This is a genomic window from Celeribacter ethanolicus (assembly GCF_001550095.1).
Classification (GTDB): domain Bacteria; phylum Pseudomonadota; class Alphaproteobacteria; order Rhodobacterales; family Rhodobacteraceae; genus Celeribacter; species Celeribacter ethanolicus.
In genome coordinates, this window is sequence record NZ_LRUC01000018.1 from 209,892 (window position 1) to 234,145 (window position 24,254).

The 24,254-nt window shown below is 63.5% G+C and carries 26 protein-coding genes and 2 tRNA genes; 15 read left to right on the forward strand and 13 right to left on the reverse strand.

Going from position 1 to position 24,254, the window contains the following annotated elements:
* Nucleotides 1-273 precede the first annotated feature (273 nt).
* Genes NH195_RS08935 through NH195_RS08945 form a run of 3 tightly spaced genes read left to right on the forward strand, consistent with a single transcriptional unit; the run spans nucleotide 274 to nucleotide 3,274 of the window.
* Complete coding sequence (locus NH195_RS08935; protein ID WP_066705696.1) at nucleotides 274-2,004, forward strand: TadE/TadG family type IV pilus assembly protein; 1,731 nt, start codon at nucleotides 274-276, stop codon at nucleotides 2,002-2,004.
* Entirely contained in the window at nucleotides 2,001-2,546 is a 546-nt protein-coding gene (locus NH195_RS08940) for a TadE/TadG family type IV pilus assembly protein (protein WP_066705698.1), read from the forward strand. The genes NH195_RS08935 and NH195_RS08940 overlap by 4 nt, the downstream gene beginning before the upstream one ends.
* A gap of 11 nt (nucleotides 2,547-2,557) precedes the next feature.
* Nucleotides 2,558-3,274 (forward strand): TadE/TadG family type IV pilus assembly protein, encoded by a 717-nt coding sequence (locus tag NH195_RS08945; protein WP_066705699.1) that lies wholly within the window; start codon nucleotides 2,558-2,560, stop codon nucleotides 3,272-3,274.
* A gap of 17 nt (nucleotides 3,275-3,291) precedes the next feature.
* Here the strand turns inward: NH195_RS08945 and NH195_RS08950 are convergent, their stop codons facing one another.
* Nucleotides 3,292-3,774, reverse strand: coding sequence for a hypothetical protein (locus NH195_RS08950; RefSeq protein WP_066705701.1), 483 nt, complete (start codon nucleotides 3,772-3,774; stop codon nucleotides 3,292-3,294).
* 59 nt (nucleotides 3,775-3,833) lie between these two features.
* On the opposite strand from NH195_RS08950, the gene NH195_RS08955 reads away from it, so the two are divergent.
* From NH195_RS08955 to NH195_RS08975, 5 genes are all read left to right on the forward strand, one after another.
* Nucleotides 3,834-4,220: a hypothetical protein gene (locus NH195_RS08955; protein WP_155846124.1), complete on the forward strand. Its 387-nt coding sequence runs from the start codon at nucleotides 3,834-3,836 to the stop codon at nucleotides 4,218-4,220.
* An 89-nt stretch (nucleotides 4,221-4,309) separates the two neighbouring features.
* Nucleotides 4,310-5,620: a homoserine dehydrogenase gene (locus NH195_RS08960; protein WP_066705706.1), complete on the forward strand. Its 1,311-nt coding sequence runs from the start codon at nucleotides 4,310-4,312 to the stop codon at nucleotides 5,618-5,620.
* A gap of 231 nt (nucleotides 5,621-5,851) precedes the next feature.
* Entirely contained in the window at nucleotides 5,852-6,826 is a 975-nt protein-coding gene (gene glpX, locus NH195_RS08965) for a class II fructose-bisphosphatase (RefSeq protein ID WP_066705708.1), read from the forward strand.
* Between the two features lie 214 nt (nucleotides 6,827-7,040).
* Nucleotides 7,041-8,786 (forward strand): single-stranded-DNA-specific exonuclease RecJ, encoded by a 1,746-nt coding sequence (gene recJ, locus NH195_RS08970; protein WP_066705710.1) that lies wholly within the window; start codon nucleotides 7,041-7,043, stop codon nucleotides 8,784-8,786.
* A 104-nt stretch (nucleotides 8,787-8,890) separates the two neighbouring features.
* Nucleotides 8,891-8,965 (forward strand) — tRNA-Glu (locus NH195_RS08975).
* A 377-nt stretch (nucleotides 8,966-9,342) separates the two neighbouring features.
* On the opposite strand, the gene NH195_RS08980 is transcribed toward NH195_RS08975, so the two are convergent.
* From NH195_RS08980 to NH195_RS09000, 5 genes are all read right to left on the reverse strand, one after another.
* Nucleotides 9,343-9,417: transfer RNA gene (locus NH195_RS08980), tRNA-Glu, on the reverse strand.
* Between the two features lie 157 nt (nucleotides 9,418-9,574).
* On the reverse strand, nucleotides 9,575-10,597 hold the full coding sequence (locus tag NH195_RS08985) for a GGDEF domain-containing protein (protein ID WP_066705712.1): 1,023 nt from the start codon (nucleotides 10,595-10,597) through the stop codon (nucleotides 9,575-9,577).
* A gap of 5 nt (nucleotides 10,598-10,602) precedes the next feature.
* On the reverse strand, nucleotides 10,603-11,202 hold the full coding sequence (locus NH195_RS08990) for a heme NO-binding domain-containing protein (RefSeq protein WP_066705858.1): 600 nt from the start codon (nucleotides 11,200-11,202) through the stop codon (nucleotides 10,603-10,605).
* A 130-nt stretch (nucleotides 11,203-11,332) separates the two neighbouring features.
* Nucleotides 11,333-12,040 (reverse strand): HAD family hydrolase, encoded by a 708-nt coding sequence (locus tag NH195_RS08995; protein WP_066705714.1) that lies wholly within the window; start codon nucleotides 12,038-12,040, stop codon nucleotides 11,333-11,335.
* Nucleotides 12,041-12,049: 9 nt separating this feature from the next.
* The gene (locus tag NH195_RS09000) at nucleotides 12,050-12,328 is read right to left on the reverse strand and encodes a DUF3572 domain-containing protein (protein WP_066705715.1); all 279 of its coding nucleotides are present in this window, start codon (nucleotides 12,326-12,328) and stop codon (nucleotides 12,050-12,052) included.
* Between the two features lie 142 nt (nucleotides 12,329-12,470).
* On the opposite strand from NH195_RS09000, the gene NH195_RS09005 reads away from it, so the two are divergent.
* Both NH195_RS09005 and NH195_RS09010 read left to right on the forward strand, forming a co-directional pair.
* Nucleotides 12,471-13,850 carry a diguanylate cyclase gene (locus NH195_RS09005; RefSeq protein WP_066705717.1) on the forward strand — a complete coding sequence of 460 codons (1,380 nt, stop codon included), beginning with the start codon at nucleotides 12,471-12,473 and terminating at the stop codon, nucleotides 13,848-13,850.
* Nucleotides 13,851-13,948: 98 nt separating this feature from the next.
* Entirely contained in the window at nucleotides 13,949-14,449 is a 501-nt protein-coding gene (locus tag NH195_RS09010) for a hypothetical protein (protein ID WP_066705719.1), read from the forward strand.
* Nucleotides 14,450-14,487: 38 nt separating this feature from the next.
* Here NH195_RS09010 and NH195_RS09015 read toward each other — a convergent pair whose 3' ends face one another.
* The 4 genes from NH195_RS09015 to NH195_RS09030 all read right to left on the reverse strand — a co-directional run bounded on the left by NH195_RS09015 (nucleotide 14,488) and on the right by NH195_RS09030 (nucleotide 17,046).
* Complete coding sequence (locus tag NH195_RS09015) at nucleotides 14,488-15,030, reverse strand: periplasmic heavy metal sensor (protein WP_066705721.1); 543 nt, start codon at nucleotides 15,028-15,030, stop codon at nucleotides 14,488-14,490.
* A gap of 3 nt (nucleotides 15,031-15,033) precedes the next feature.
* Nucleotides 15,034-15,468, reverse strand: a complete 435-nt coding sequence (locus tag NH195_RS09020) for a hypothetical protein (RefSeq protein ID WP_066705723.1) — start codon at nucleotides 15,466-15,468, stop codon at nucleotides 15,034-15,036.
* Complete coding sequence (locus tag NH195_RS09025; protein WP_066705860.1) at nucleotides 15,455-16,045, reverse strand: RNA polymerase sigma factor; 591 nt, start codon at nucleotides 16,043-16,045, stop codon at nucleotides 15,455-15,457. The genes NH195_RS09020 and NH195_RS09025 overlap by 14 nt, the downstream gene beginning before the upstream one ends.
* Before the next feature lie 89 nt (nucleotides 16,046-16,134).
* Nucleotides 16,135-17,046: an EF-hand domain-containing protein gene (locus tag NH195_RS09030; protein ID WP_066705725.1), complete on the reverse strand. Its 912-nt coding sequence runs from the start codon at nucleotides 17,044-17,046 to the stop codon at nucleotides 16,135-16,137.
* Nucleotides 17,047-17,350: 304 nt separating this feature from the next.
* Between NH195_RS09030 and NH195_RS09035 the strand changes: the two genes are divergently transcribed.
* Both NH195_RS09035 and NH195_RS09040 read left to right on the forward strand, forming a co-directional pair.
* On the forward strand, nucleotides 17,351-17,770 hold the full coding sequence (locus NH195_RS09035; RefSeq protein ID WP_066705727.1) for a DUF983 domain-containing protein: 420 nt from the start codon (nucleotides 17,351-17,353) through the stop codon (nucleotides 17,768-17,770).
* Entirely contained in the window at nucleotides 17,763-18,266 is a 504-nt protein-coding gene (locus tag NH195_RS09040) for an HD domain-containing protein (protein ID WP_066705729.1), read from the forward strand. The genes NH195_RS09035 and NH195_RS09040 overlap by 8 nt, the downstream gene beginning before the upstream one ends.
* 10 nt (nucleotides 18,267-18,276) lie before the next feature.
* Here the strand turns inward: NH195_RS09040 and NH195_RS09045 are convergent, their stop codons facing one another.
* Nucleotides 18,277-18,741, reverse strand: coding sequence for a GNAT family N-acetyltransferase (locus NH195_RS09045; protein WP_162265859.1), 465 nt, complete (start codon nucleotides 18,739-18,741; stop codon nucleotides 18,277-18,279).
* A gap of 179 nt (nucleotides 18,742-18,920) precedes the next feature.
* Between NH195_RS09045 and NH195_RS09050 the strand changes: the two genes are divergently transcribed.
* A complete protein-coding gene (locus NH195_RS09050) occupies nucleotides 18,921-19,877 on the forward strand; it encodes an isopenicillin N synthase family dioxygenase (protein WP_066705732.1) in 957 nt (318 codons plus the stop codon).
* An 11-nt stretch (nucleotides 19,878-19,888) separates the two neighbouring features.
* On the opposite strand, the gene NH195_RS09055 is transcribed toward NH195_RS09050, so the two are convergent.
* The gene (locus tag NH195_RS09055) at nucleotides 19,889-20,278 is read right to left on the reverse strand and encodes a winged helix-turn-helix transcriptional regulator (protein ID WP_066705734.1); all 390 of its coding nucleotides are present in this window, start codon (nucleotides 20,276-20,278) and stop codon (nucleotides 19,889-19,891) included.
* 113 nt (nucleotides 20,279-20,391) lie between these two features.
* Between NH195_RS09055 and NH195_RS09060 the strand changes: the two genes are divergently transcribed.
* The gene (locus tag NH195_RS09060; RefSeq protein ID WP_066705736.1) at nucleotides 20,392-21,036 is read left to right on the forward strand and encodes a pyridoxamine 5'-phosphate oxidase family protein; all 645 of its coding nucleotides are present in this window, start codon (nucleotides 20,392-20,394) and stop codon (nucleotides 21,034-21,036) included.
* A 45-nt stretch (nucleotides 21,037-21,081) separates the two neighbouring features.
* Here the strand turns inward: NH195_RS09060 and ppk2 are convergent, their stop codons facing one another.
* Nucleotides 21,082-22,104 (reverse strand): polyphosphate kinase 2, encoded by a 1,023-nt coding sequence (gene ppk2, locus NH195_RS09065; RefSeq protein WP_238379734.1) that lies wholly within the window; start codon nucleotides 22,102-22,104, stop codon nucleotides 21,082-21,084.
* A gap of 184 nt (nucleotides 22,105-22,288) precedes the next feature.
* On the opposite strand from ppk2, the gene parE reads away from it, so the two are divergent.
* Entirely contained in the window at nucleotides 22,289-24,244 is a 1,956-nt protein-coding gene (gene parE, locus NH195_RS09070; protein ID WP_066705737.1) for a DNA topoisomerase IV subunit B, read from the forward strand.
* The last annotated feature ends 10 nt before the right edge of the window (nucleotides 24,245-24,254 follow it).

Sequence of the window (24,254 nt, forward strand, 5' to 3'; positions counted from 1 at the left end):
CGACACGAATCCGACAACAGCGTGGCAAAATGCGGCAAAACCGTGTCCACCCGCCAATCGCATCCCCGCGCATATGCGGCTTTCCCGGCTTTTCCCGCCGCCTCGCCCGCCAATATGACCATTTCGCGGCAGAGCCTCTGCGGACTTTACCCATGGTTTCCAACCGCTCAAAATAATGTCGTGTGGCGTCTGTCATGCACGGGGAAAACCCCGGCCAGACACCATGCACACTGGGGAATATGGGGGCACCACTCCGATCTGAGAGACGGTGTCATGTTGGGTAAGATCACGCGCCGCGAAGCGGGGCTTTTTCATAGGGACCGGGGCCATGCCGCCGGTGGTGCTGCGCGTGAGAACACGTCGCAGGCGCCCGTTCAGGAACCGGCTTCGGGTCTCGCCCGCGCCGCGGCAACACATCTGCGCAAACTCGATGCGCGGCGGCATATGCGCGACGAGCAGGGCTCGCTCGCGCTCTTCGGCCTGTTCACCTTTGTCATTCTTCTGGTGCTCGCCGGGATGGGCATCGACATCGTGCGTCATGAGACCCTGCGCACCGAGTTGCAGAACACGCTCGACCGCGCCGTGCTCGCCGCCACCAACCTCGAGAACACCAACGATCCGAAAGACGTGATCATCGACTATTTCGCGAAGGCGGGCCTGAGCGAATATCTCAAGGAAGACGAGATCGACATCGTTCCGCTCGGCGACGGGCGGCAGGTCTATGCTTCGGTCGAAGCGGAGGTGCCGACCTATTTCATGAAATTCGCCACCATCGACAGCCTCTCCCTGTCGGGCGAAACCATGGCACAACAGGGTCTCGCAGGCCTTGAGATCTCGCTCGTGCTCGACGTGTCGGGCTCGATGAACAGCTACAGCCGCCTGACCAACCTGAAGGACGCCGCCCAGGATTTCACCGAAACCGTCTTCGAGAATGCCGCCAGTGACGAAATCGCGATCTCGGTCATCCCCTACGCCACGCAGGTGAACGCAGGCAAAGACATCCTGGACTCACTCCATCGCCTGAACGCCCATGACAAATCCTACTGCATCAACTTCGAGGAAGACGATTTCTCGACGATCGGCCTAGAATTCCCCGTCACCGAAACCACCGGCCGCTTTTACGACCAGACAATGGATTTCGATGCGTTCAACAGCAATTTTTATGACCTCGACATGGCGCTGTCGGACCACACCTGTGCTCCGGCCGCGAGCCGCGAAATCCTGCCGTTCTCGAACAACCAGACTGAAATCGACGATTACATCGAGGCACTCACCGCCTATGGCAATACCTCGATCGATCTTGGCGTGAAATGGGGCGCGGCCCTGCTCGACGAAAGCGCGCAGATCCTGACCGCAGGCACCTCCGCCAGCGCCCACCCTGCCTCCAATTCGGACGCCCAGAAATTTATGGTGGTGATGACCGACGGCTCGCACACCAACCAGTATCTCATGCCTGACCCCTACCGCGACGACGACCAGTCGACCGGCGTCTATAAAGACAAGGACGGTCGCATCTACGTCAGCGGCGAACGCACCACCTGCTCCTACTACTACGGAAACCCCTACAATTGCTCGACCGAGATGCGCTACACCCGGATCGACAACCGCAGCGTTCTGACCTCGCTGCCCTACACGCTCGCCTCCGGCAATGTCTGGGAAATCACATGGTCCGAGGTCTGGTCCTCGATGACCGTCTACAACCACGCCAAGGCCCGTTCCTACGCCACCGGCAATGACTACGATTACTACACCTGGCGCAATGCGACACGCACCAGCTACGACACCGCGACCAAGGACGCGCGACTGGACGAGATTTGTACCGCCGCCAAGAATGCCGGGATCATCATCTTCGCCATCGGCTTCGAGGCCCCGACCGCCGGTCAGAACGTGCTGCGCTCCTGCGCCTCTTCCGATGCGCATTACTACGATGTGGAAGGGATCGAGATCGCCGAGGCCTTCTCCGCCATCGCGACCAAGATCACCGAGTTGAGGTTGGTCGAATGACACTTTTGCGCAAACTGAATCGGTTGCGTCAACGCCACGCCCGGAACGACGACGGCAATGCGACCATCGAATTCGCCCTGATCTTCCCGATGTTCATGTTCCTCATCATGGGCAGCTACGAGATCGGTTATTACACCGTCTCCTCCGCCATGCTGGAGCGCGGCCTCGACAACGCGGTGCGCGACGTGCGTCTCGGCAATATGCCCACCGTCACGCTCGACACCCTGAAATCGGCCACATGCGAATACGCGCGCTACGTGCGCAATTGCGAGGAAAACATCCACATCGCGCTCGAACCCGTCGACGCGTGGAATTTCACCCGCCCGACCTATATCGCCGAATGTATCGACCGCAGCGCCGATGTGGCACCCTCCACCGTCTTCGAGGATGGCAAGGAAAACGAACTGATGCTGGTGCGCGCCTGCGTCAACGTCGATCCGATCTTTCCGACCACATGGATCGGGGCCGCCATGCAGCGCACCGAGGGCTCCGGCTATGCCATCGTCGCCACCGGCGGCTTCGTGAACGAACCCAACAGCTAAGGGAGACGACGATGTTCTCTATCCGCCAGACCTCCCCGAAATCCGCCCTGCGTCGCCTCCTGCACCGCTTTTCCCGCGACGAGGCCGGATCGGTCGCCATTGAGGCCCTGATCGTTGCCCCGGCGCTGATCTTCACGCTGATGGCCTGCTACACCTTCTTCTCCGCCTTCGAGGCCAAGGCCCGCGCGAACAAGGCCAATTACACCATCTCCGATTACATCTCGCGGCAAACCGACACGATCGACGACACCTTCATGGGGGGGCTCGCCGATCTCTACCGCTTCCTCAACAACGACGGCGACATCGACATGCGGGTCTCCGCCGTCCAGTTCGTCATCGACCAAGATGAAAACGAGAGCTTCAAGCTGGTCTGGTCCTATGCCACCGGCGGTTATGAGAAACTCACCGACATCACTCTCGTCGACATCGAGGAACGCCTGCCGCTCATGGCCGATGGCGAAGAGGTGATCGTGGTGGAAACCCAGCGCGGCTGGGTCGCGCCCTTCAACGCCATCCTGAGCGAGATGAATTTCGAGGACATCGTCACCACCAAACCGCGGTTCGCCTCGCAGGTGATCTATGACGACGGCACCGAAGTGATCAACGATGCCACTCATGAGGATTCCGACGACAGCGATGTCGACACCGGCGGCACCTCGACCGGCTCGAACAGCAGCGGCTGGGGCTCCGACCGTTACGGCGGCGGCGGCTATTACTGGTGGTGGTGAGCCTTACAGCTCGCGCCTCAGTCCAGCCGTCCCATGCCGCCGATACGGGCCGCAATCACATCGGCCATCGCCTTGCCCTGACCCGCCGGCGTCACACCGCCGACGCCCAGCCTGCGACCGAACCGCCACCATAGCCCCGGCGCCCAGACCCGACTGCCCGGGGTTTTCAGCCGGATCAGAAATCCGTTCGACGGCTTGAAGGCAAAGGTGCCGCGTTCGACCTTCTCGATCTCGTCGAGACGGCAGAGCACCCGCCCGCCCTCTTCGCGCAGATCCGCCTCGGTCAGCACAAGCCGCACGCCCGTCGCCACCCAGAGCCGCCACGCGACCCAGAGCACCGCCGACGCCATCACGACCAGCAGAGCCATCCAGCCCGCCGTCATCTCTTCGGCCCCGAAGGCCACACGCAGCAACAAGGCCCCCAGCACGCCCAGAAGCGCCACCGCGCTCATCCGCCGCGCGGGCGAAGGTGTCAGGCTCAGATCGGTTCCGCTCGTCATGGCACACTCCTAAAAGACCCCTCCGCTTTAGCCCGCCCTCGCCCGAAGGGAAAGCCGCATTGTCCCCGCCTCCGCCAAAGGCTAAACTCGCCCGGCAATCGCAGCCGGATCCCTTCATGACGCAGCTCGCCCTTCGCCGCACTCTTCTCGCCCTGCCCCTGGTCGCGCTGCCCCTCGTCGCGCTGATCGGCTGCGCTCAGACCCCGGACCTCTCCGACCGGCTCGCACCCGTCGACACCGCGCTGCCCTGGCCCTCGCTGATCGCCTCGCCGTCGCAAACCGGCTTTGAGGATGCCGCAAGCGCCGATGAACTTGCGCAGGAGACCCGTGCGACGCTGGCCCGCGCCGAAGCGCTCCGCGCCCGGGCAGAGACGCTCGCGAACGACCCCGTGTTCGCCACGGACGACCAGACCGAGCCCCTGCCCCCGCTTGTAACCGGAAACTGAGCCCGGCAACGGCGGGCAGTTGCACGCCCCCGCATTCGCCGCTATCACGACGGACAGGTTTTTCAACACATCCTCGAGCGGAGCCCCACATGCCGAAATCTACGTCTTCCCAAGCCCCCCTGCGCCTCGGCATTGCAGGTCTTGGCACCGTCGGCGTGGGCGTCATCAAGATCATCCAGCGCAAGGCCAATCTGATCGCCGAGCGCAGCGGTCGGCCCGTGGTGATCACCGCCGTCTCCGCCCGCTCGCGCGACAAGGACCGCGGTGTCGATATTTCCGGTTACGCCTGGGAAGACGATCCGGTCGCGCTTGCACTGCGGGACGACGTCGATGTCTTCGTCGAGCTGATGGGCGGTTCCGACGGCCCCGCCAAGGCCGCGACCGAGGCCGCGCTCGCCGTCGGCAAGGATGTCGTCACCGCCAACAAGGCCATGCTCGCCCATCACGGCCAGATGCTCGCCGAGAAGGCCGAGGCGAAAGGCGCCGTGCTGCGCTATGAGGCCGCCGTCGCGGGCGGCATTCCGGTGATCAAGGCCCTGACCGAAGGTCTCGCAGGCAACCGGATCGAGCGTATCGCCGGTGTCATGAACGGCACCTGCAACTACATCCTGACCCGGATGGAGAACGAGGGCCTCACCTATGACGAGGTCTTCGCCGCCGCCAAGGCGCTTGGCTATCTCGAAGCCGACCCGACGCTCGACGTCGGCGGCATCGACGCCGGGCATAAACTTGCCCTTCTGGCCGCCATCGGCTTTGGCACGCAGGTGGATTTCGACAATATGGTGCTCGAAGGCATCGAGCGCATCACCATCGAAGACATTCGCCACGCCGCCGACATGGGCTATCGCATCAAGCTTCTGGGCGTCGCCCAGATGACCGGTCGCGGGCTTGAACAACGCATGACCCCCTGCCTCGTCCCCGCACTCTCGCCGCTGGGACAGCTCGAAAACGCCACCAACATGGTGGTGCTCGAAGGCGACGAGGTCGGCCAGATCGTGCTGCGTGGCGCCGGGGCTGGTGAAGGCCCCACCGCCTCCGCCGTGATGTCCGACGTGCTCGACATCGCCCGCGGCATCCGTATCCCGACCTTTGGCGTCCCCGCCGCCGCCCTCGAAAAGGCCACCCCTGCCGTCGCTGCAACCCCCGCGCCGTTCTACCTGCGGATGTCGCTTCTGGACAAACCCGGCGCGCTGGCGAAAATCGCCGCGGCGCTGGGCGATGCGGGCGTGTCCATCGACCGGATGCGGCAATACGGTCAGGACGCCAATCCCGAGGTGGCTCCCGTGCTGATCGTCACCGATGCCACCTCGCGCGCCTCGCTCGACGCCGCCCTCGAAGGCATGAAAGCGACCGCCGTTCTGGCCTCGGAGCCGGTCGCGATCCGCATCGAAAACGTCTGATCCCGCCCGCTCCGGCAGAATTCAGAGGGTCCGCTCAGGCGGACCCTTTTTATGTTTCCATGGAAAACGTCATGCTGTTGACGTGAAATTGTTACGCCGCGACAAGACGTTAGCGCAAACAACCCATCTGTTAGCGCGCACAGCTCCGCACCCGCCTTGCCCCGCCCCGGAACATGTGGTCATGAAGAGGGGCAGAAATTTCCGTCCGCCCGAAAAGGACCCGTAAGACACATGTCGCAAGCCCCCAATTTCTTTGACCGTATGCTCTCCCTTGGCCTCGCCCGCGTGGCCGAACAGGCCGCCATCGCCTCCGCCGATTACGTCGGCCACGGCGATGAGAAGGCCGCCGATCAGGCCGCCGTCAACGCCATGCGCGATCAGCTCAACAAGCTCGACATCCAGGGCGTCGTGGTGATCGGCGAAGGCGAGCGTGACGAAGCCCCCATGCTCTACATCGGCGAGAATGTCGGCAACGGCAACGGTCCCGCCGTGGACATCGCCCTCGACCCGCTCGAAGGCACCACGCTCACTGCAAAAGACATGCCCAACGCGCTAACCGTGATCGCCATGGCGCCGCGCGGCACGCTGCTGCACGCGCCCGACGTCTACATGGACAAACTGGCGATCGGGCCGGGCTATCCGAAAGACGTCGTGTCGCTGGACATGACCCCGACCGAGCGCGTCGAAGCGCTGGCCAAGGCCAAAGGCGTCGCGCCGAAAGACATCACGCTCTGCGTGCTCGAACGCCCGCGTCACGAAGAGATGCTGGCCGAGCTCCGCGCCACCGGCGCCGCGATCCGCATGATCACCGATGGTGACGTCGCCGGTGTCATCCACTGTGCCGAGCCGACCACCGGCATCGACATGTACATGGGCTCCGGCGGTGCGCCCGAGGGTGTGCTCGCCGCCTCCGCGCTGAAATGCATGGGCGGTCAGATGTGGGGCAAGCTGTTGTTCCGCAACGACGACGAACGTGGCCGCGCCGCCAAGGCGGGAATCACCGATCTCGACAAGATCTACTGCCGCGATGAACTCGTTACCTCCGACGTGATCTTCGCCGCCACCGGCGTGACCAACGGCTCCATCGTGCATGGCATCAAGCGCGAACCCGGCTTCCTCACCACGGAAACCATCCTGATGCGCTCGAAAACCGGCTCGATCCGTCGCATGACCTACCGCAACCCGACGACGCCGCGTCACGACTGATCGCAAACGCGCACCGGGCATCGCCCATCTGCGCGACGGCGAGAAGAAACGCTCCCGCCAGTCCGACACTGGCGGGAGTTTTTATATGCGCTGTGCCAGACCGACACTTAGCCCGGCCTTATGGCAGCGATACCGATAACGGTCGTATCAACTCTGTGATGCATCCCAACAGCGCGTTTGCATCCGCCCTCTCCCTCGGCGATATACTGGGCCCATGACCGATTTTCTCAATGTCTCCGCCTCGCTCACTGGCCGCCGCTGGATCGGCCCCACCGCCGATCTCGACCGTCAGGCGGAGCTTCTGGTGCAACAGACCCGCCTGCCTCTGGCCCTCTGCCAGACCCTCGCCCGGCGCGGGGTGACGCCCGAGGCGGCGGCGCAATTCCTCGACCCCAAACTCAAGGACCTCTTGCCCGATCCGCTGACCCTCAAGGGCATGGGCGTGGCCGCCACCCGCTTTCTCGACGCGACAAAACGCGGCGAAAACATCGCCGTTTTCGCCGATTACGACGTGGACGGCGGCACCTCGGCAGCGCTCCTGATCACATGGCTGCGCCAGATGGGCCGCCCCGCGACGCTCTACATCCCCGACCGCATCGACGAAGGCTATGGCCCCAACGAGCCCGCCATGGAGGCGCTTGCCCGCGACCACGACCTGATCGTCTGTGTCGACTGCGGCACGCTCTCCCATGATGCCATCGCCGCCGCCAAAGGGGCCGATGTGATTGTTCTCGACCACCACCTGGGCGGGGAAACCCTGCCCGACTGTGTCGCCGTGGTGAACCCAAACCGTCAGGACGAAAGCGGCGATCTGGCGCATCTCTGCGCCGCCTCCGTCGTCTTTCTCATGCTGGTCGAAGTCGGGCGGCAAATGCGCGCCGAGGGGCAAAAAGGCCCCGATCTCATGGCCATGCTTGATCTCGTCGCACTCGCCACCGTCGCCGATGTCGCGCCCCTGATCGGCGTCAACCGTGCCCTCGTCCGTCAGGGCCTCAAGGTCATGGCCCGGCGCGACCGGATCGGTTTGCGCGCGCTCGCAGATGTATCCCGCATGGACACTGCCCCCACCTCCTATTCCCTCGGCTTTCTTTTGGGCCCCCGGATCAACGCCGGCGGGCGGATCGGCGCTGCGGATTTGGGCGCACGACTGCTCTCCACCGAAGACCCGCATGAGGCACAGGCCCTCGCCGAACGGCTCGACGCGCTCAACACCGAGCGCCGTGACATCGAAAGCGCCGTGCGCGACGACGCGCTGTTGCAGGCCGAACAGCGCGGCCTCGACGCCCCGCTCGTCTGGGCCGCAGGCGATGGCTGGCACCCCGGCGTGGTCGGCATCGTCGCCTCGCGTCTCAAGGAAGCCACCAACCGCCCCGCCGTCGTCATCGGCTTTGACGAGGACGGCATCGGCAAGGGCTCCGGTCGCTCCGTCTCCGGCGTCGATCTCGGCGCCTCCATTCAACGCCTCGCCGCCGAAGGGCTTTTGGTCAAGGGCGGCGGGCACAAGATGGCCGCGGGCCTCACCGTGATGCGCGACCGGCTTGAGCCCGCGATGGAACGCCTCTCCGAACTTCTCGCCAAACAGGGCGCTGGCGCGATGGGGCCGTCCGATCTGAAACTCGACGGCCTCCTGATGCCCGGCGCCGCCACGCCGGAGCTGATCGCACAGCTTGAAGCCGCCGGCCCCTATGGTGCCTCCGCCCCCGCCCCGCGCTTCGCCTTCCCCGCATGCGCGATTCATTTCGCCAAGCGGGTCGGCTCGAACCACCTGAAAGTGACCTTCTCCGAAGGCCAGGGGCCGCGTCTCGACGCCATCTGTTTCGGCGCTTTCGACGGCCCGCTCGGCCCCGCGCTCGAACGCCATGGTGGCGCGCGTTTCCACCTCGCGGGCAAGCTCGAGCTCAACACATGGGGAGGGCGGCAATCCGTCCAACTGCGCCTCGAAGATGCCGCCGAAGCCTGATTTCGCGTATGAAATCCCCCCTGTCAAAAAAACTGCAAAATTCTGTGAGAATCCCTCTTGCGCCCCTCGCGCGCATCTCATAAACACCCGCTCACGCCAAGCGCGGTCCGTTCGTCTATCGGTTAGGACGCCAGGTTTTCAACCTGGAAAGAGGGGTTCGATTCCCCTACGGACTGCCACTTTCCCCCCGATATATGCCTGTTTCCAGCCTGTCCAAACGCCTCTGTTGTGCTTTGAGCCATGAGTGGCCTGCGGAGAACCATGACCTGTGTGGTAGGGCCGGATTGTCTACCGCGTTGCATCGGCGGATGCGCACCCCGCTCTTCGCGGAGTGGCATGTGCTTTGAAGTAAGCCGGGGCGACTGTCCTGCAGACTTCGACCTTCTCAGTGCATTCCGGCGCAAAAGGTCATGCATCTTGGCGGAGCGGTTTTGGCGCACAGTGCCCGTCAATTCTCTGCGATGCCCCAAGTGGCAGCTCGGACATGGAGATAATGGATGACGCAACAGCGGACTGCGACCGTGGCGGCCGTAAGATAGAAATTTGAGTGGGGAAGTGGCAGTCCGTAGGGGAATCGAACCCCTCTTTCCAGGTTGAAAACCTGGCGTCCTAACCGATAGACGAACGGACCGCGCTTGGCGTGAGCGGGTGTTTATGAGATGCGCGCGCGGGGCGCAAGAGGAAAATGTGCGAAACCTGCATTTCCTGAGCAGCCATCCCACATGTCCCGCGCAAACCACGCGCAGACAGGCCCCGGATGGCCTGCAAACCGCGTGCAGATTGAGCGGTCAGCCCCTCACCCGATGCTCGACAGGGTCATTGACATGGTCGCTCACATGACCCTTGTGAACCTTGGGATCGAACATGGTTGCCTGCGCACGGCCCTCATATTTAGAACTGTAGAGCGCCAGATCCGCATCGTGAATCATCACATCGGCATTGGGCGTCTCATAGAACTCGGTCGTCGTGACGCCCACGGAGCCGGAAATCCGGCACAGCTCATCCTGATAGGGGATCGGCTCCTCGAGCCGCGTGATGATGCGTTCCGCCGTACGCATAAGCCCGTCGTGCTCCATGAACTTGTTGAAGATCAGGATGAATTCATCCCCGCCCACGCGCGCGACCATATCGTCACCCCGGGTCTCTTCGAGCAGGATCTTCGCCACCCGCTGCAATACCGTGTCCCCCGCCGCATGGCCCAGCGTGTCATTGACCGATTTGAAGTAATCGAGATCGAGATGCATGATCGCAAACGGCACGCTCGAGCGCAGCATCCGCTCCATCACATGATCCATCGCCCGGCGATTCTTCAGCCCGGTGAGCGTATCGGTATAGGCCTGCTCCTCGGCGGCGACCTTGGCGCCTTGCAGACGGGCGTTGAGCTGTTTCGTTTCCTCGAGGACGGCCGACTTCGCCTCCACCAGATAGAGCATCTCGATCGCAAGATCGGTATGGGCGAAATCTCCGGAGGTCAGCCGGTAATCCGCCACCGCATCGACAATCGAAATCCCGAAAGACAGGTTCAAAAGGTTCAGCCCCGTCCCGGGGATTGCCGCCGCCATGCCCTTGAGTGGTGTGGAAATCCCCGTGAGAAAATTGAGATAGAGCTTCGTCCCCAAAGGAATAGGCCCTTCGCCGCCACCCCGCCCGTTGTCACGCACGGAGAACACATCGGCGATCTGCGCTCCGATCAGGGTGTCAGGTTCGCGCAGCTTCGCCAGCGTCGGCGCGACATAACGGATCTCCCCCGCATCGTCATACATCAGGCTCATCGGCATGAAGGCAATCAGCGCTTCCGGATCGAATTTCATCGCACTCACAGCTCTCCCCCGATCCGTTCCGACAACTCAAAGGTCCGACCCTCGGCATAGGCCGCTTCGAGCAGGTTGATCGTGATGATTTCTTCGCCGGAATCCATCCAGCCCTGATGTTCTAGAAACACCAGAGCGCCATAATCGTCCGCCATCGCCCGCATCACCCCCACCATCGCATAGCCGAACCCCGGCATCGAACTGAGGCAACTGAGCCGGAACGTGCCGTCGCCATTGTCCTCGACCCGCAAGGTCGGCATCTCGAGATCCGGCAGGGCCAGTTTCGCCCGCCCTTCCAGATCGTTGAGCGAGAACAGGAATTCCGTGAAATTCTCACCGCCGAAGCGCAACAGCCGGCGTATCGCCTCCACATTCGGATGCGACACGAGATAGGTTCCGAGATCCTCGAGAAAGGTTTCGACAGGCTTGTGTAACTGGCGTGCCGCGCGCCCCAGAACGTCAATCGTCAACTGATCGGGATAGCTCAGCATGGCCTCGAAATTGTCAAATCCGAGATCGGCGCTTTCCGCCACCGCCTGCCAGGTCGTCCCCCCGTATGTATCGCGCATGAAACACTGAATCGCGCGATTGATCATCCCATGCATGACGGCCATGTCTCCCAGTACTACATGTGGGAGTGTTACGGCCTGTCCCTTAAGAAATTACCAATACTGCCGAAACAGTGTCCGCCATCTTCCTAAAATTAATCCGATTTCTGGTACTTTTTGCGAAATTCTACCGCCCGGACAACCACTCCGGCAGGTCCGCGACACTCTCGAGCACCACCTCCGCATAGGGCGCAAGCGCCGCCGCACCCGCCACGCCGGTCAGCACCGCCACCGGGATCATCCCGGCCCGCGCCGCCGCCTCCAGATCGTGCAGACTGTCGCCCACCATGACACAGGCCCCGGCCGCCACCCCCAGCCGATCTGCCGCACCAAGGCACGGGCCCGGCTCCGGTTTGCCGCCGAACCCGCTGTCATAGCCCACCACCGTGCCGAAAAACTCCGCCACGCCCATCCTGCGCAGATGATCGTGCCCCGCCGCCTCGAAATCGTTGGTCACGACGCCAAGCGCCAGTCCGCGCGCCCGCAATGCCGCACAGGTCGTGGCCAGCCCCGCCACCGGGGCCGGGACGAAGGCCGCCGGGTCCGGCTCCAGCCAGGACAGGAGCCGATCCGGCGCGGCTTCGGGGAAAAACGGGCTGAGCAGGTCCAGAACCTCCTGCGGCGTGCCCGCGATCACGGCGCTGTCCGGGTGAAACCTCTGCACCCCGCGGTCGAATCCCAACGCCTCGGCCACGGCAGCGCTCAGCCCCGCATCCGCACCGCAGATCCGCGCGATCACCGAGGCCGCCCAAGGCCCCCAGCTCGCCTGAAAATCCATCAGCGTGCCGTCCTTGTCGAACAGCACCGCCCCAATCTCGCTCCCGATTTCGCGCATACCCCGGCCTCAGGTCCAGTTGATCTGCGCCCCACCCGGCAGGGCCTGACGCGCGCGCATCGGCTCATGCGGATCGAGTCCCGTGGCCGCCGCGCAGGCATTGACCCAAGCATCGTCCATGGTCACGAAATCGAGAACCGCCGTAAGGATCTCGACCTCTCCGGCCCGGGCCATCAACTCGCCCGCAGAAATGCCGCTAGAGCCCAGAAAAACCGGAAAAATCTCCTCTTCCGAGGCCAGCCAGGCCAGAACTTTCAGGCCGATGACCTCGGCGGATTCCTGCTGCATCTGGGGATAACTCCAAAGGGTTGGAAACACTTTCTTAACCTTTGTGACCGAAATTATTAACCAGACGCAACACCAGAACCACAACAAAAATCAAATGCGGCATGGCGCTCTCCCCCAAAGCCGTAGCCAAAAAGGAACCCCGATGGCGGGCAGAATTCTGATCGCTGACAACGTGCCGACCAACAGGATCATCCTCAAGGTCAAGCTCGCGTCCGCCTTCTACGACGTCTCCCAGGCCACAACCGGCACGGCGACGCTCGCACAGGCGCGCGCAGAGCGGCCCAACCTCATTCTCCTCGATGTCGATCTCGGCGACATGTCGGGCTTCGAGACCTGCGCCCGGCTCAAAGCCGACCCGCTGACCGCGCATATTCCCGTCGCCATCCTCACCCCCGCGCAAAACCCCGAAGCCAAGATCGCGGCGCTCAAGGCCGGTGCCGACGAGGTGCTGTCGAAACCGCTTGACGAATTGACCCTCACCGCGCGGGTCCGCGCCCTGATGCGCGCCTCCGCCACTTCCGAAGAACTGCGCCGGCGCAACGAAACCGCCCGCGCGCTGGGGTTTTCCGAGGCGCAAAGCCAGTACGAGACTCCCGGAAAGATCGCTCTGATCGGAGCGACCACCGAGGAGGCGATGAGCTGGCGCGCCGGGCTCAAGGGCATGGTGCATGACGAGATTGCCATCGAACGCGCCGATCACCTGCTCGAAACCATCTATCATGGCGAGATTGCCGATCTCTACGTGATCTCCACCCGCGCCGGAGGCGACGGGCTGCGACTGATCTCCGATCTGCGCGCCCGCGAAGCCACCCGTGGCGCCGGGATCGTCGTCGTCCATGGCCCGCAGGACCGGCGCGAGGCGCTGATGGCGCTCGATCTCGGGGCCAACGATCTGATCGCCCGCGGTGCCGATCCGGAAGAAATGGCCCTGCGCCTGCGCAGCCAAATGCGGCGCAAGAAGGAAACCGACCTGCTCAAACTCACCCTCGACGAGGGGCTCCGCCTCGCCACCCGCGACAAGCTCACCGGGCTTTACAACCGGCATTATGCCCTGCCCCATCTCGACAAGATCGCTCGCGAAGCCCGCGCAACCGGCCAGCATTTCGCCCTCATGCTGATCGACATCGACCGGTTCAAATCCGTCAACGACACCTGGGGCCATACCACGGGCGACGCGGTTCTGATCGAAGTGGCTAGACGGCTCGCGGACAATCTCCGCGGCATGGATCTGGTGTCGCGCTTCGGCGGTGAGGAATTCCTGATCTGCATGCCGATGACCTCTCTGATGGAGGCCCGCGCCGTCGCCGAACGGCTGCGGGCCGGGGTCTGTGCCCGTCCGGCCGCAATCGCCCCCGATACGACCCCGATCAGCGTTTCCGTCTCCATCGGCCTCGCCATGGGGGGCGACCAAGGCGCCGCGACACCCGATATCGACACGCTTCTGGCCATCGCCGACCGCGCGCTTTACGCCGCCAAGGCCGAAGGCCGCAACCAGGTCACGCTGGGTTCCTACGCCGCCTGAAGACGGCGCACATCCACCCGATCTTGCCATGACACGTCCGCTCTGCCAGCATGATTGGCACATGCTCGCAAAGCCCTCTTGTCACGTCTGGACCCGATATGATGCAACGCCTGACCGGCCTTTTCCTTCTCACGCTCTGCCCGGCGGCCAGCTTCGCCTTGTCGCCGCTGGAGCGCATGGTCCTTGAGGAGTTGACCTGTGAGCGCGCACCAAACTCTCTCGCCATCCTGCGCAACCTGTCGGACAACGGACAAATCACCCCCGGCGACAACCTCGGATATGACAGTCTGAGTTGCTGGAAGATCGTGGGGGGCCTCACCCTCGCCGGAATGCCCTTCGAGAGCCTTTGCGTCTACGAAGAATCCCCCTCGCTGCAGGCCAGCCATCCCGAATTTTATTATCGCGGCCCCGGCACGTCTCCGGGTCAAACCCTCTCTCTCGGCTCTTCCGAGAGCGCCGACGCCTTGTCCGATTGGTATCTGGAGATTTTCGGCCCGCGCAATATCTACACCGCCATTGCCGAGGGCGAGGAGACGACGCTCCAAACGCTCAGCGAAGTGAGCTGCACAGACTGGATGCTACCCCGGCCCCGCGACTGAGACGTGCAAAAGCGCCCCTCAGGGCGCTTTTTCCATTCTCAGCGGCCCGGACTATTTCCCGGCCCGCGCGCGCCCTGTTCATGCGGTCGGTGCGGCGGGTTACGCAGCATCTCCTCAAGCCGTTCGGCATAGGCCTGACGTTCCTGCGCGCTCATCTCCGCGATCTGCTGCGCCACGAGGCGGGCGCCGATCTGTTGGCCGCGAGCAAATTCCTTTTGCTGTTCGGAGAGCAGCGTCTCGAACCCGGCCGCGTCGAAATCGTCCGCCTTGAGCGCCGTGATCATCGCGCCGAACATCGCGCCCACCTTGGCCCGCGCGGCTCTCGGATCGCCCGCGCTGCGCGCAAATTCACGCCCGAGCGCCCGCCGGTCCTCGGTCTCCAGCGCGCCGACGAAAGGTCCGAACCCGAAATCGCGCGCCTGCAAGGTCCGCGCCCGGTCCATGCCCGCATTCCAGCGCAACACCGCACCGCCGACGATCCCGAGGATCGCGACATTCAGCGCCAGGGACAGCACAAGCACGATGCGGCTCCAGTGCACGCCCTTGCCCGGCGCCGTGCTGGGGTTTTGTTCATCCGTCATCGCTTATCCTTCCGCCGCCAGTTCGTAAAAGCTCGGGAGCAGCGCGTCGATCCCGTATTCGCTCGTCGCCGTGTCATAGGCTTCCGTGCCGGATACATAGGATCCTGTCGCAAGAACGGTCACCGCAGACGGGGCTCCAAGCCCGATCGCAAGCCCCGCGACACCTGCCGTCGCAAGCCCGGCCACCGCACGCCAGCCGCCCAGCGCCGCCACCATGGCCGCCATCAGCGGGTGACGCTGTTTCGCAGGGGCACGCAGCGCCGCAAGCCGCGCCGCCTCGGTCGCCTCACGGGTGTCGATCATGCTTTCGGCATCGGCGAGGATGCGTTCCATCAACCCGCCAGACGGCAACATCGTCTCACGGCGCGCCTCTTTGAAAAGCGCCTCCAGCTCCCGTTCCGGAAACTCAACCGTCCGTTTGTCGTCACGATCCGTCATTTTCGAACCCCAATATCTCGCGTTGCGACGCCAAAGCCGCCGCCAGCGCCCTCTTGCCGCGCGCGGTCAGACTTTCGACCGCCTCGACACTGATCTCCAGAACCTCGGCAATCTCCGGATTGCCCAATCCCTCGATATGTCTCAACACCACCGCTTCACGTTGCCGGTCTGGCAACTGATCCAGCGCGGCCTGCAACGCATCGACCCTCTGACGCTGCATCAGCACAGAATCCTGCGAAGGCCGTCCGTCTTCCGGCTCGGCGATCTCGTCGAGCCCCTTGCTGCGCCGCTTGCGCAGCCGGTCGGTGCACAGGTTGGTCACGACCCGATAGAGCCATGTCGTCACCTGCGCCTCGCCCTGCCGCCACTCCGGCGCGATCTTCCAAAGCCGCAACATGGCGTCCTGCGCCACATCCTCCGCCTCTTCGCGATCCTTCAGAAGCCGGGCGGCATAGCCCACGACCCGTGGCGTCAGCCGAAGGGTCAACGCGCGCGCCGCCGCCCTGTCGCCATTGCCGAAGGCAACGAGCAGGGCTTCGTCGGAAACATCATTGAGGGCGTCGAAGGGCATGGTCATCACCGGTTCTGCGTAGCGCATACGTCGCGGCAGGTCCATCGCGCGCTCGATCGGGGACGCACCCGCCCCCGATCCGCTCACGTGACGGCTCAGTTGCCGTCGGCCTCAGGTGCATCCACCGGGGCTTGCTGGCCATACATAGGGCCGTAGCCCTGGCCGTTCATCGGGCCGTATCCCTGACCGTAGCCCATGCCGGGCTGACCATACATCGGGCCATAGCCCTGGCCGTAGCCCATTCCCGGCTGCCCCTGCATCGGACCATAACCCTGACCGTTCATCGGACCGTAGCCCTGGCCGTAACCTTGGCCATACATCGGGCCATAGCCCATCCCCGGCTGGCCCTGCATCGCACCATAGCCCTGACCGTTCATCGGACCGTAGCCCATGCCCGGATGGCCCATCATGCCCATATGGCCTTGCTGCATCTGGCCCCCCATCTGACCGCCCATGCGGCCCTGTTTGCCCTGCATCTGACCACCTTGGCGGCCCTGCATCCAGCGGGTCATCATCGACAGTTCTTCTTCGCTCAGCGCCCCGTCATTGTCGCGGTCGAGACGGTCAAAAATCGTGCCCGCCCCGGGTCCCTGCATTTCCTCGGCGCTCAACACGCCGTCGCCGTCGGCGTCGCGGGCCTCAAGCATCGCCGTCGCGCGCGCCTTCATCTGTTCGGCACGCCGAGCTTCCTGTCGGGCATAAAGCTCATCCGCGTCGACGGTGCCGTCACCGTTGCTGTCAACCGTGGCGAATTGCGCCGCGCGGAAGGCGTCGATTTCCTCCTGGGTGATCTTGCCGTCTTCATCGGCATCGACCGTCGTGAAATCGAAATCCGGACCGAAGGGACCAAAGCCCCGCTGACCGTTCATCTGACCACCCATCTGACCGGTCGCGCATCCCATGCGCGCCATCCGGTCCTTTTGCCCCATGCCCGCAGCCATCGCCACGGTGGTGCCGCCCAGAACAGCGATCACTGCAACGGCGGAAACAATGCTTTTACGTTTCATGTCTTTCATCCTCTCAAGGCTACCCTTGCGCGGTCGTGTCGAACTCCCCTTCAAACCGCGCTTTCAGGAATACAAACGCGCCATCTCCCGGTTTCCGTCGCCTCCTCCGGCGAAAACCCGCATCAAACCCGCATCACGGCGTCGTGAACGGTAGCTTTGCCGCCGAAAACATGTCAGCCTGCCCGTGGAGGAGAGCGCGACGGGCCCCGCGCGCGACATCGCGCCGCAAGGACAATCCGCGCGGCACGTTCGATTGTGCTGTCCTTTAGACTTCGCCCGAACCGCACATGAAGGCGCGCACCAGATGACTGATCTTTCTCACGGCTACATGGCCGCACAAACCTCCCCCTCCGATGGCGAGCGCGAATTGCGCCCCGCGTTGACACGCGGCTGGAAACGCCGTTGCCCCTGTTGCGGCGGAGGGCCGATGATGAAGGGCTACCTGACCGTGCGTGACGAATGCCCGGTCTGTGGCGAAGACCTGTCGCATCATCGCGCCGATGACGGACCGGCCTATCTCACCATCCTGATCGTCGGCCACCTGATGGCGCCGCTGCTCGGCTGGGTCTTCGTCGCCTTCCGTCCCGATCCTCTGGTGCTGGTCGCGATCTTCGCCACCGGCACGGTCGCGCTCTCGCTCTATCTCCTGCCGCGCCTCAAGGGGATGATCGTCGCCTTCCAATGGGCGAAACGCATGCACGGATTTGGTAACGAAGATGCGTGACGGCACGCCCGATCCGCGAGCGGCAAAATCCTATGCCCTCGCGCGCCACGACGGTCAGACGGACAAGCTCGGCATCGCCTATCGGCACCATCTCGAAGACGTCGCGAATCGCGTCTCGTCCTGCTCTGCGGTCATCCGTTGCACCGCATGGCTGCACGACTGTGTCGAGGACACCGGTGCCACACTGGACGAGATCGACGCCCGGTTCGGCCCAAAGGTCCGCGCCGCGGTCGGCGCCATGACCAAACGCGACGGCGAGGACTATCTTCGCGATTACCTGCCACGCCTGATGCGCAATCCCGATGCGGTCCAGGTCAAAATCGCCGACGCCGCGCACAATCTCGGCAAGGCGCATCTCTTGGCGGAGACAGATCCGGAACGCGCCCGGGCTTTTGACGCAAAATACCGGCACGTCCTCGACACGCTCGGGGCCCCCTCCGCGACGCCGGAGCGACTGGTCTTCCGCGACGGAGCCTGGCACAGCTTCCCGGCCTGAGCCCGCCCGCTCAGAGCGCCTTTTCATAATGAATGCGCTGATATCCATCGCTCTCGCCGCGATGGGTCTCGTGATATCCAAGCCTGGGATAAAGCGCCTGCGGCCCGGCCATCACCACATTGGTATAGACCCGCATAAGGGCCGCGCCCTCATCGCCCGCCTGCGCCTCCGCCGCTTCAATCAAACGCCGCGCAAGCCCCTGCCCCCGCGCCGTCTCCGACACCGCCAGCACATCGAGCATCATCGCCCCGTCTTCCTCGGGATAGATGAAGACCACCCCCAAAACCGCCGCGCCCCGGACCGCAACCGTCACCCGCCCCCGCGCCACGATCTCCGCATAGTCATAAAGCGCGGGCGCCGGCGGCTTGCCGATCAGCGGCGTATATTGTGCAAAGGCCGTCACCACCAGATCGGTGATCGCCGCCACATCTTCGGGCACGGCCGGGCGCAGCATCGGGGGCATCGTTTCACTCATCGCACCACTCATCCACATCGCCCGCGCCCTGTCATGGGGCCAGATCTGCTCAGAGATAGAGCCTGCCCGCGTTGCAATGGCCCTGCAACGGCCCTGTGCACCGCCGCGCGTCACGGCAGAAATTGACAGAAGCCCCGCGCGCCCGTTCTATCGGCACAGCACAACAGAAAGCCCGCACCATGACCGACACCACCCCCGACTTTCCCCTGCTCGACCTCGCCGCCTTTGCCGCCGCGAGGCCAGAGGGCCGCGCGGCCATCGGTGCCGAGGTGGATCGCATCTGTCGCGAAACCGGCTTTCTCGCCGTCACCGGCCACGATGTGCCCACGGATGTGATCGCGGCGCTCTGGTCCCACGCCCGTGCCTTTTTCGCGCAATCGCCTGAGGCGAAACACAAGGTCGCCCCCACTCCGGGCGGTCCCTATGGCTATCTCGGCCCCGGCACCGAGGCTCTGGCGAAATCCCGCGGTGGGGACACGCCCCCGGACCTGAAGGAAAGTTTCAACGGCGGCCCCGCCGCCATCCCGCCCGGCGAGACCGACCCCGATGCGCTCGCCTTTTGCTACGCCCCGACACCCTTCCCGGACCTGCCGGGCTTCAAAGACGCATGGCGCAGCTATTATGCGGAAATGGAGGCCTTGGCGGCCCGGATCATGGAGGTCTTCGCCGTCGCGCTGAAGCTGCCCGCCGATCATTTCGCACCCTATATCACCACGCCGATCTCCGGCATGCGGGCGCTCAATTACCCCGCGCAAGACAAGACCCCCGAAGAAAACCAGCTCCGCGCGGGCGCCCATACGGACTATGGTTCCCTCACCATCCTCCTGCCCGAACCCGGCTCGCGCGGCCTGGAAATCCTGACGCCGGAAGGGAACTGGAAAGGCATCCCGCCTGTCGACGGCGCCTTCGTGATCAACATCGGCGATCTCATGGCGCTCTGGACGGGTGGCCGCTGGACCTCGACCCTGCACCGCGTCGTCACGCCGCCGGACTGGGCCACCAAGACCCGCATGTCGATTGCCTATTTCCATCAGCCGAACTGGCACGCCGAGGTCAAACCGCTCTCCGGCCCCGCCTCCGAGGCAGTCACCTCCGGGCCTTATCTGATGAGCAAATTCGCCGCAGCCAACGGCTAAGACAAAGAGGCTTACGCCTCCTCCCCGGTCGCATCCGTTTCCGACAGCGTATACCGAAGCCCCCAAGCGCGCAGCCCCGTCAGGATCGGTGTTAGCGCCTCGCCCTTCTCCGTCAACCGGTATTCCACCTTGGGTGGCACCACCGGATAGACGGTGCGCGTCAACACACCGTCCGCCTCCAACTCCCGCAGTTGCTTCGTCAACGTGCGTTGCGTAATCGCGCCCACCGCGCGCCTGATTTCGCTGAACCGCATCTCTCCGCTCAGCAGATGGAACAGGATGACGCCCTTCCACTTGCCGCCGATCACCTCGAGCGCGCTTTCGACCGCACAATTCTTCGAATGGCTATAGCTGGTGAAACGCTGCGCCCGTCCCGGCGCGCCGGTGTTCCGGTCCTCCATGGTATCCTCTTTGATACTGAGTATATAAATAGTGCATTCTTGCCGATGATATACCGAAATCCGATACATGTGTCAGCCGATCCGCGCCGCCGCGCAAAATCCGAGGAATACACATGTCCGATTTCGACCGCTCCCCCGACGGCCTTGCCTTTTCCCTCGCCGTTCAGGCGGCACAAGACAGGCTTGGCTCCCGTCCACAATATGCACGGGCCCAATGGCCCATCGACATCTCCCCGGACCTCGAAGCGTTCATCTCCGCCCAGCGTAGCGTCTTCCTCGCAACGGCCAGCGCCGAAGGCCAGCCCTATGTCCAGCATCGCGGCGGTCCGCCGGGCTTTCTGAAAGTGCTGGATTCGCGCAGCATCGGCATGGCCGATCTGCGCGGCAACGGTCAGTATATTTCCCTCGGCAACCTGTCCGAAAACGACAGGGTGGAGTTGTTCCTGATTGACTATGCCCACAGGCGCCGGGTCAAGATCTGGGGCCGTGCGCGCATGGTCGAGGACGACCCCGATCTGGTCGCCCGCCTGATGCCTGACGCCATGCGAGGCCGGGCCGAGAGAGCCTTTCTGATCGAGGTCGAAGCCTGGGACGTGAATTGCCCGCAGCATATCCCCCAGCGCTTCGAAGCCGAGGATGTGGCCGCCGCGCTGGCCGAAAAAGACCGCAGGATTGACGAACTGGAACGCGAGATCGAAGGCCTCCGTAGCCGCTTCCCGAATTGGGAGGGCTGCGGAGACGCTCTCTGGGAAACGTAAGCCGGGCAGACCTAAGCCGAGGAAACGTAAGAGGGGCGGCTCCGTTTACACTTTCCCGTTCCTGCCGCGCCGCGCATCCGGGTGCAGTGCGGAGGCAAGAATATGTTCGCTCTTATGCACCACATGCCCCGCCTGCCCCACGATCAGCGGATCCGGCTCGCCGATCAGGTCTTCGTCCTTATCCGGGTAATCGAGGGTCATCAGGAAGTGCTTCATGCATTCGATCCGGGCGCGTTTCTTGTCGTTCGATTTCACGATGATCCATGGCGCATCCGCCGTGTCCGTGTAAAAGAACATCGCCTCTTTCGCCTCGGTGTAATCGTCCCATTTGTCGAGAGAGGCCTTGTCGATCGGCGACAGTTTCCATTGCTTGAGCGGATCGGTTTCGCGCGATTTAAACCGGCGCTGCTGTTCGGCCTGGGTCACCGAGAACCAGTATTTGTAAAGCTTGATCCCCGAACGCGTCAGCATGCGTTCGAATTCCGGCGTCTGGCGCATGAATTCGAGATATTCGTTCGGCGTGCAGAACCCCATCACCCGCTCGACCCCCGCGCGGTTGTACCACGAGCGGTCATAGAGCACGAATTCTCCGCTGGTCGGCAGGTGTTCGACATAGCGTTGGAAGAACCACTGGCCCTTTTCGGTCTCCGTCGGTTTGTTGAGCGCCACGACACGCGCATGCCGCGGGTTCATATGCTCCATGAACCGCTTGATCGTGCCGCCCTTGCCCGCCGCATCGCGCCCCTCGAACAACAACACATATTTCTCGCCGGTCTGCTGCGCCCAAAGCTGCGCCTTGAGCAATTCCGCCTGAAGCGCCACCTTGGTGCGCTCGTATTCCAGCCGCGACATCTTCTTGCGATACGGGTATTTGCCGGTCTCGAAGGCGGCGCGGATCTTGTCCGGCGTCACCGTCGGGAATTGCTTCGGCCCGCCATGCACGACCGCATCATCCGCCCCGCTCGCCTGCGGCACAGGAGACGTGCCATTGACGGTTCCGTTCACGGTCCCGGTCGGCGTCTCGGCGGACACAGGGGTTTCGGTGGCGGGCGTCATGGGCGTCGTCATGCGGGCATATCTCCATTGTTCGGCAAACTGTGCGCTTGTCATCTCCCTGTTACACGAAAATCCTTGTCCTTTCCTTGATCTGAGGCAAGGTTTTCGACCTTTCCCCCGCAAGCGCTTGCGCCTTTTGCGCCCCGATGGTCTAATCCTTGACCAAATTCGCCATCATAAGAATCGAGCAATCACCATGTCCGACGATCTCCTCGCAGGGGCCGAGCCCGCCTATGACGCTTCCTCCATCGAGGTGCTCGAAGGGCTGGAACCCGTCCGAAAACGTCCGGGCATGTATATCGGCGGCACCGACGAGCGCGCGCTGCATCACCTCGTGGCCGAGATTCTCGACAATTCGATGGACGAGGCCGTCGCCGGTCACGCCAACCGCATCGAGATGACACTTCATGCGGATTACTCGGTGACCATCACCGACAACGGTCGTGGCATCCCGGTCGATCCGCACCCGAAATTCCCCGGCAAATCCGCGCTCGAGGTCATCCTCTGCACGCTCCACGCCGGCGGCAAATTCTCCGGCAAGGCCTATCAGACCTCCGGCGGTCTGCACGGCGTCGGCTCCTCCGTGGTGAACGCGCTCTCCGATCTGATGATCGTGCAGGTCGCCAAGAACAAGGAGCTGTTCGAACAGCGCTTCTCCCGTGGCATTCCGCAGGGTCCGGTCGAGAAAATCGGCGCGGCCCCGAACCGGCGTGGCACCTCGGTGAAATTCCACGCCGATGCCGAAATTTTCGGCTCGCACCGGTTCAAACCCAAGCGCCTCTTCACCCTCGCCCGCTCCAAGGCCTATCTCTTCTCCGGCGTCGAAATTCGCTGGAAATCCGAGATCGACGATGGCGAAACGCCCACTGAGGCCACCTTCCACTTCCCCGGCGGCCTCGCCGATTACCTGTCTGAGACGCTGGGCGCCGTGACCACCTATTCCGAGCGGCCCTTCGCTGGCGTGGTCGAATTCGGCCCCCGCTTCGGCGTCCCCGGCAAGGTCGAATGGGCGATCAACTGGACCCCGTCGCGCGACGGGTTCATCCAGTCCTACTGTAACACCGTGCCCACACCCGAGGGCGGCACCCATGAGGCGGGCTTCTGGGCCGCCGTGCTCAAGGGCGTGCGCGCCTACGGCGAACTGGTCGGCAACAAGAAGGCCAAGGACATCACCCGCGACGATCTCCTGACCGGCGGCTGTGCGCTTGTCTCCTGTTTCATCGCCGATCCCGAATTCGTCGGCCAGACCAAGGACCGCCTCGCCACCACCGAGGCCGCGCGTCTCGTCGAGAACTCCGTCCGCGATCACTTCGACAACTGGCTCGCCGCCGACACCAAATCCGCCGGTGCCATCCTCGATTTCCTCGTCTTGCGCGCCGAAGAACGCATGCGCCGCCGTCAGGAAAAAGAGACCCAGCGCAAATCCGCGACCAAGAAACTCCGCCTGCCGGGCAAGCTCACCGACTGTACCTCGAAAGACCGCTCGAACACCGAGCTGTTCATCGTCGAGGGCGACAGCGCCGGCGGTTCCGCCAAAGGTGCCCGCAAACGCGAAACGCAGGCTTTGTTGCCGCTCAAAGGTAAAATCCTCAACGTCTTGGGCGCAGCCTCGAACAAGCTCACCTCGAACCAGGAAATCTCCGATCTCTGCGAGGCCTTGGGCGTTGGCATGGGCACGCGCTTCAACGTCGACGACCTGCGCTATGAACGCGTCATCATCATGACCGACGCCGACGTCGACGGCGCCCACATCGCCTCGCTGTTGATGACCTTCTTCTACACCCAGATGCGCCCCCTGATCGACCAAGGCCATCTCTTCCTCGCCTGCCCGCCGCTCTACCGTCTGACGCAGGGGGCAAAACGCGTCTACTGCCTGGATGAGGCGGAACGCGACCTGTGGCTGGAGAAAGGCCTTGGCGGCAAAGGTAAAATCGACGTCTCGCGGTTCAAGGGCTTGGGCGAAATGGACGCCAAGGATTTGAAAGAAACCACGATGGACCCGGCCACGCGCAAGCTCATCCGGGTGACGATCGACGAAGACGAACCCGGCGAAACCGCCGATCTGGTGGAGCGTCTGATGGGGAAAAAACCGGAGCTAAGGTTCCAGTACATTCAGGAAAACGCGCGGTTTGTTGAGGAATTGGATGTTTAGGAGATCTCAA

Coding starts and splice junctions, on each gene's coding strand:
- ppk2 (WP_238379734.1), bottom strand. CDS start 22,104: ATGACGACGCCCATGACGCCCGCCACCGAAACCCCTGTGTCCGCCGAG.
- NH195_RS09030 (WP_066705725.1), bottom strand. CDS start 17,046: ATGAAACGTAAAAGCATTGTTTCCGCCGTTGCAGTGATCGCTGTTCTG.
- recJ (WP_066705710.1), top strand. CDS start 7,041: ATGACCGATTTTCTCAATGTCTCCGCCTCGCTCACTGGCCGCCGCTGG.
- NH195_RS08950 (WP_066705701.1), bottom strand. CDS start 3,774: ATGACGAGCGGAACCGATCTGAGCCTGACACCTTCGCCCGCGCGGCGG.
- NH195_RS09035 (WP_066705727.1), top strand. CDS start 17,351: ATGACTGATCTTTCTCACGGCTACATGGCCGCACAAACCTCCCCCTCC.
- NH195_RS09050 (WP_066705732.1), top strand. CDS start 18,921: ATGACCGACACCACCCCCGACTTTCCCCTGCTCGACCTCGCCGCCTTT.
- NH195_RS09020 (WP_066705723.1), bottom strand. CDS start 15,468: ATGACGGATCGTGACGACAAACGGACGGTTGAGTTTCCGGAACGGGAG.
- NH195_RS08995 (WP_066705714.1), bottom strand. CDS start 12,040: ATGCGCGAAATCGGGAGCGAGATTGGGGCGGTGCTGTTCGACAAGGAC.
- NH195_RS09000 (WP_066705715.1), bottom strand. CDS start 12,328: ATGCAGCAGGAATCCGCCGAGGTCATCGGCCTGAAAGTTCTGGCCTGG.
- NH195_RS08935 (WP_066705696.1), top strand. CDS start 274: ATGTTGGGTAAGATCACGCGCCGCGAAGCGGGGCTTTTTCATAGGGAC.
- NH195_RS08945 (WP_066705699.1), top strand. CDS start 2,558: ATGTTCTCTATCCGCCAGACCTCCCCGAAATCCGCCCTGCGTCGCCTC.
- NH195_RS09040 (WP_066705729.1), top strand. CDS start 17,763: ATGCGTGACGGCACGCCCGATCCGCGAGCGGCAAAATCCTATGCCCTC.
- NH195_RS09055 (WP_066705734.1), bottom strand. CDS start 20,278: ATGGAGGACCGGAACACCGGCGCGCCGGGACGGGCGCAGCGTTTCACC.
- NH195_RS08960 (WP_066705706.1), top strand. CDS start 4,310: ATGCCGAAATCTACGTCTTCCCAAGCCCCCCTGCGCCTCGGCATTGCA.
- NH195_RS09025 (WP_066705860.1), bottom strand. CDS start 16,045: ATGACCATGCCCTTCGACGCCCTCAATGATGTTTCCGACGAAGCCCTG.
- parE (WP_066705737.1), top strand. CDS start 22,289: ATGTCCGACGATCTCCTCGCAGGGGCCGAGCCCGCCTATGACGCTTCC.
- NH195_RS08985 (WP_066705712.1), bottom strand. CDS start 10,597: ATGAAATTCGATCCGGAAGCGCTGATTGCCTTCATGCCGATGAGCCTG.
- glpX (WP_066705708.1), top strand. CDS start 5,852: ATGTCGCAAGCCCCCAATTTCTTTGACCGTATGCTCTCCCTTGGCCTC.
- NH195_RS09010 (WP_066705719.1), top strand. CDS start 13,949: ATGATGCAACGCCTGACCGGCCTTTTCCTTCTCACGCTCTGCCCGGCG.
- NH195_RS09015 (WP_066705721.1), bottom strand. CDS start 15,030: ATGACGGATGAACAAAACCCCAGCACGGCGCCGGGCAAGGGCGTGCAC.
- NH195_RS09045 (WP_162265859.1), bottom strand. CDS start 18,741: ATGAGTGAAACGATGCCCCCGATGCTGCGCCCGGCCGTGCCCGAAGAT.
- NH195_RS09060 (WP_066705736.1), top strand. CDS start 20,392: ATGTCCGATTTCGACCGCTCCCCCGACGGCCTTGCCTTTTCCCTCGCC.
- NH195_RS09005 (WP_066705717.1), top strand. CDS start 12,471: ATGGCGGGCAGAATTCTGATCGCTGACAACGTGCCGACCAACAGGATC.
- NH195_RS08990 (WP_066705858.1), bottom strand. CDS start 11,202: ATGCATGGGATGATCAATCGCGCGATTCAGTGTTTCATGCGCGATACA.
- NH195_RS08940 (WP_066705698.1), top strand. CDS start 2,001: ATGACACTTTTGCGCAAACTGAATCGGTTGCGTCAACGCCACGCCCGG.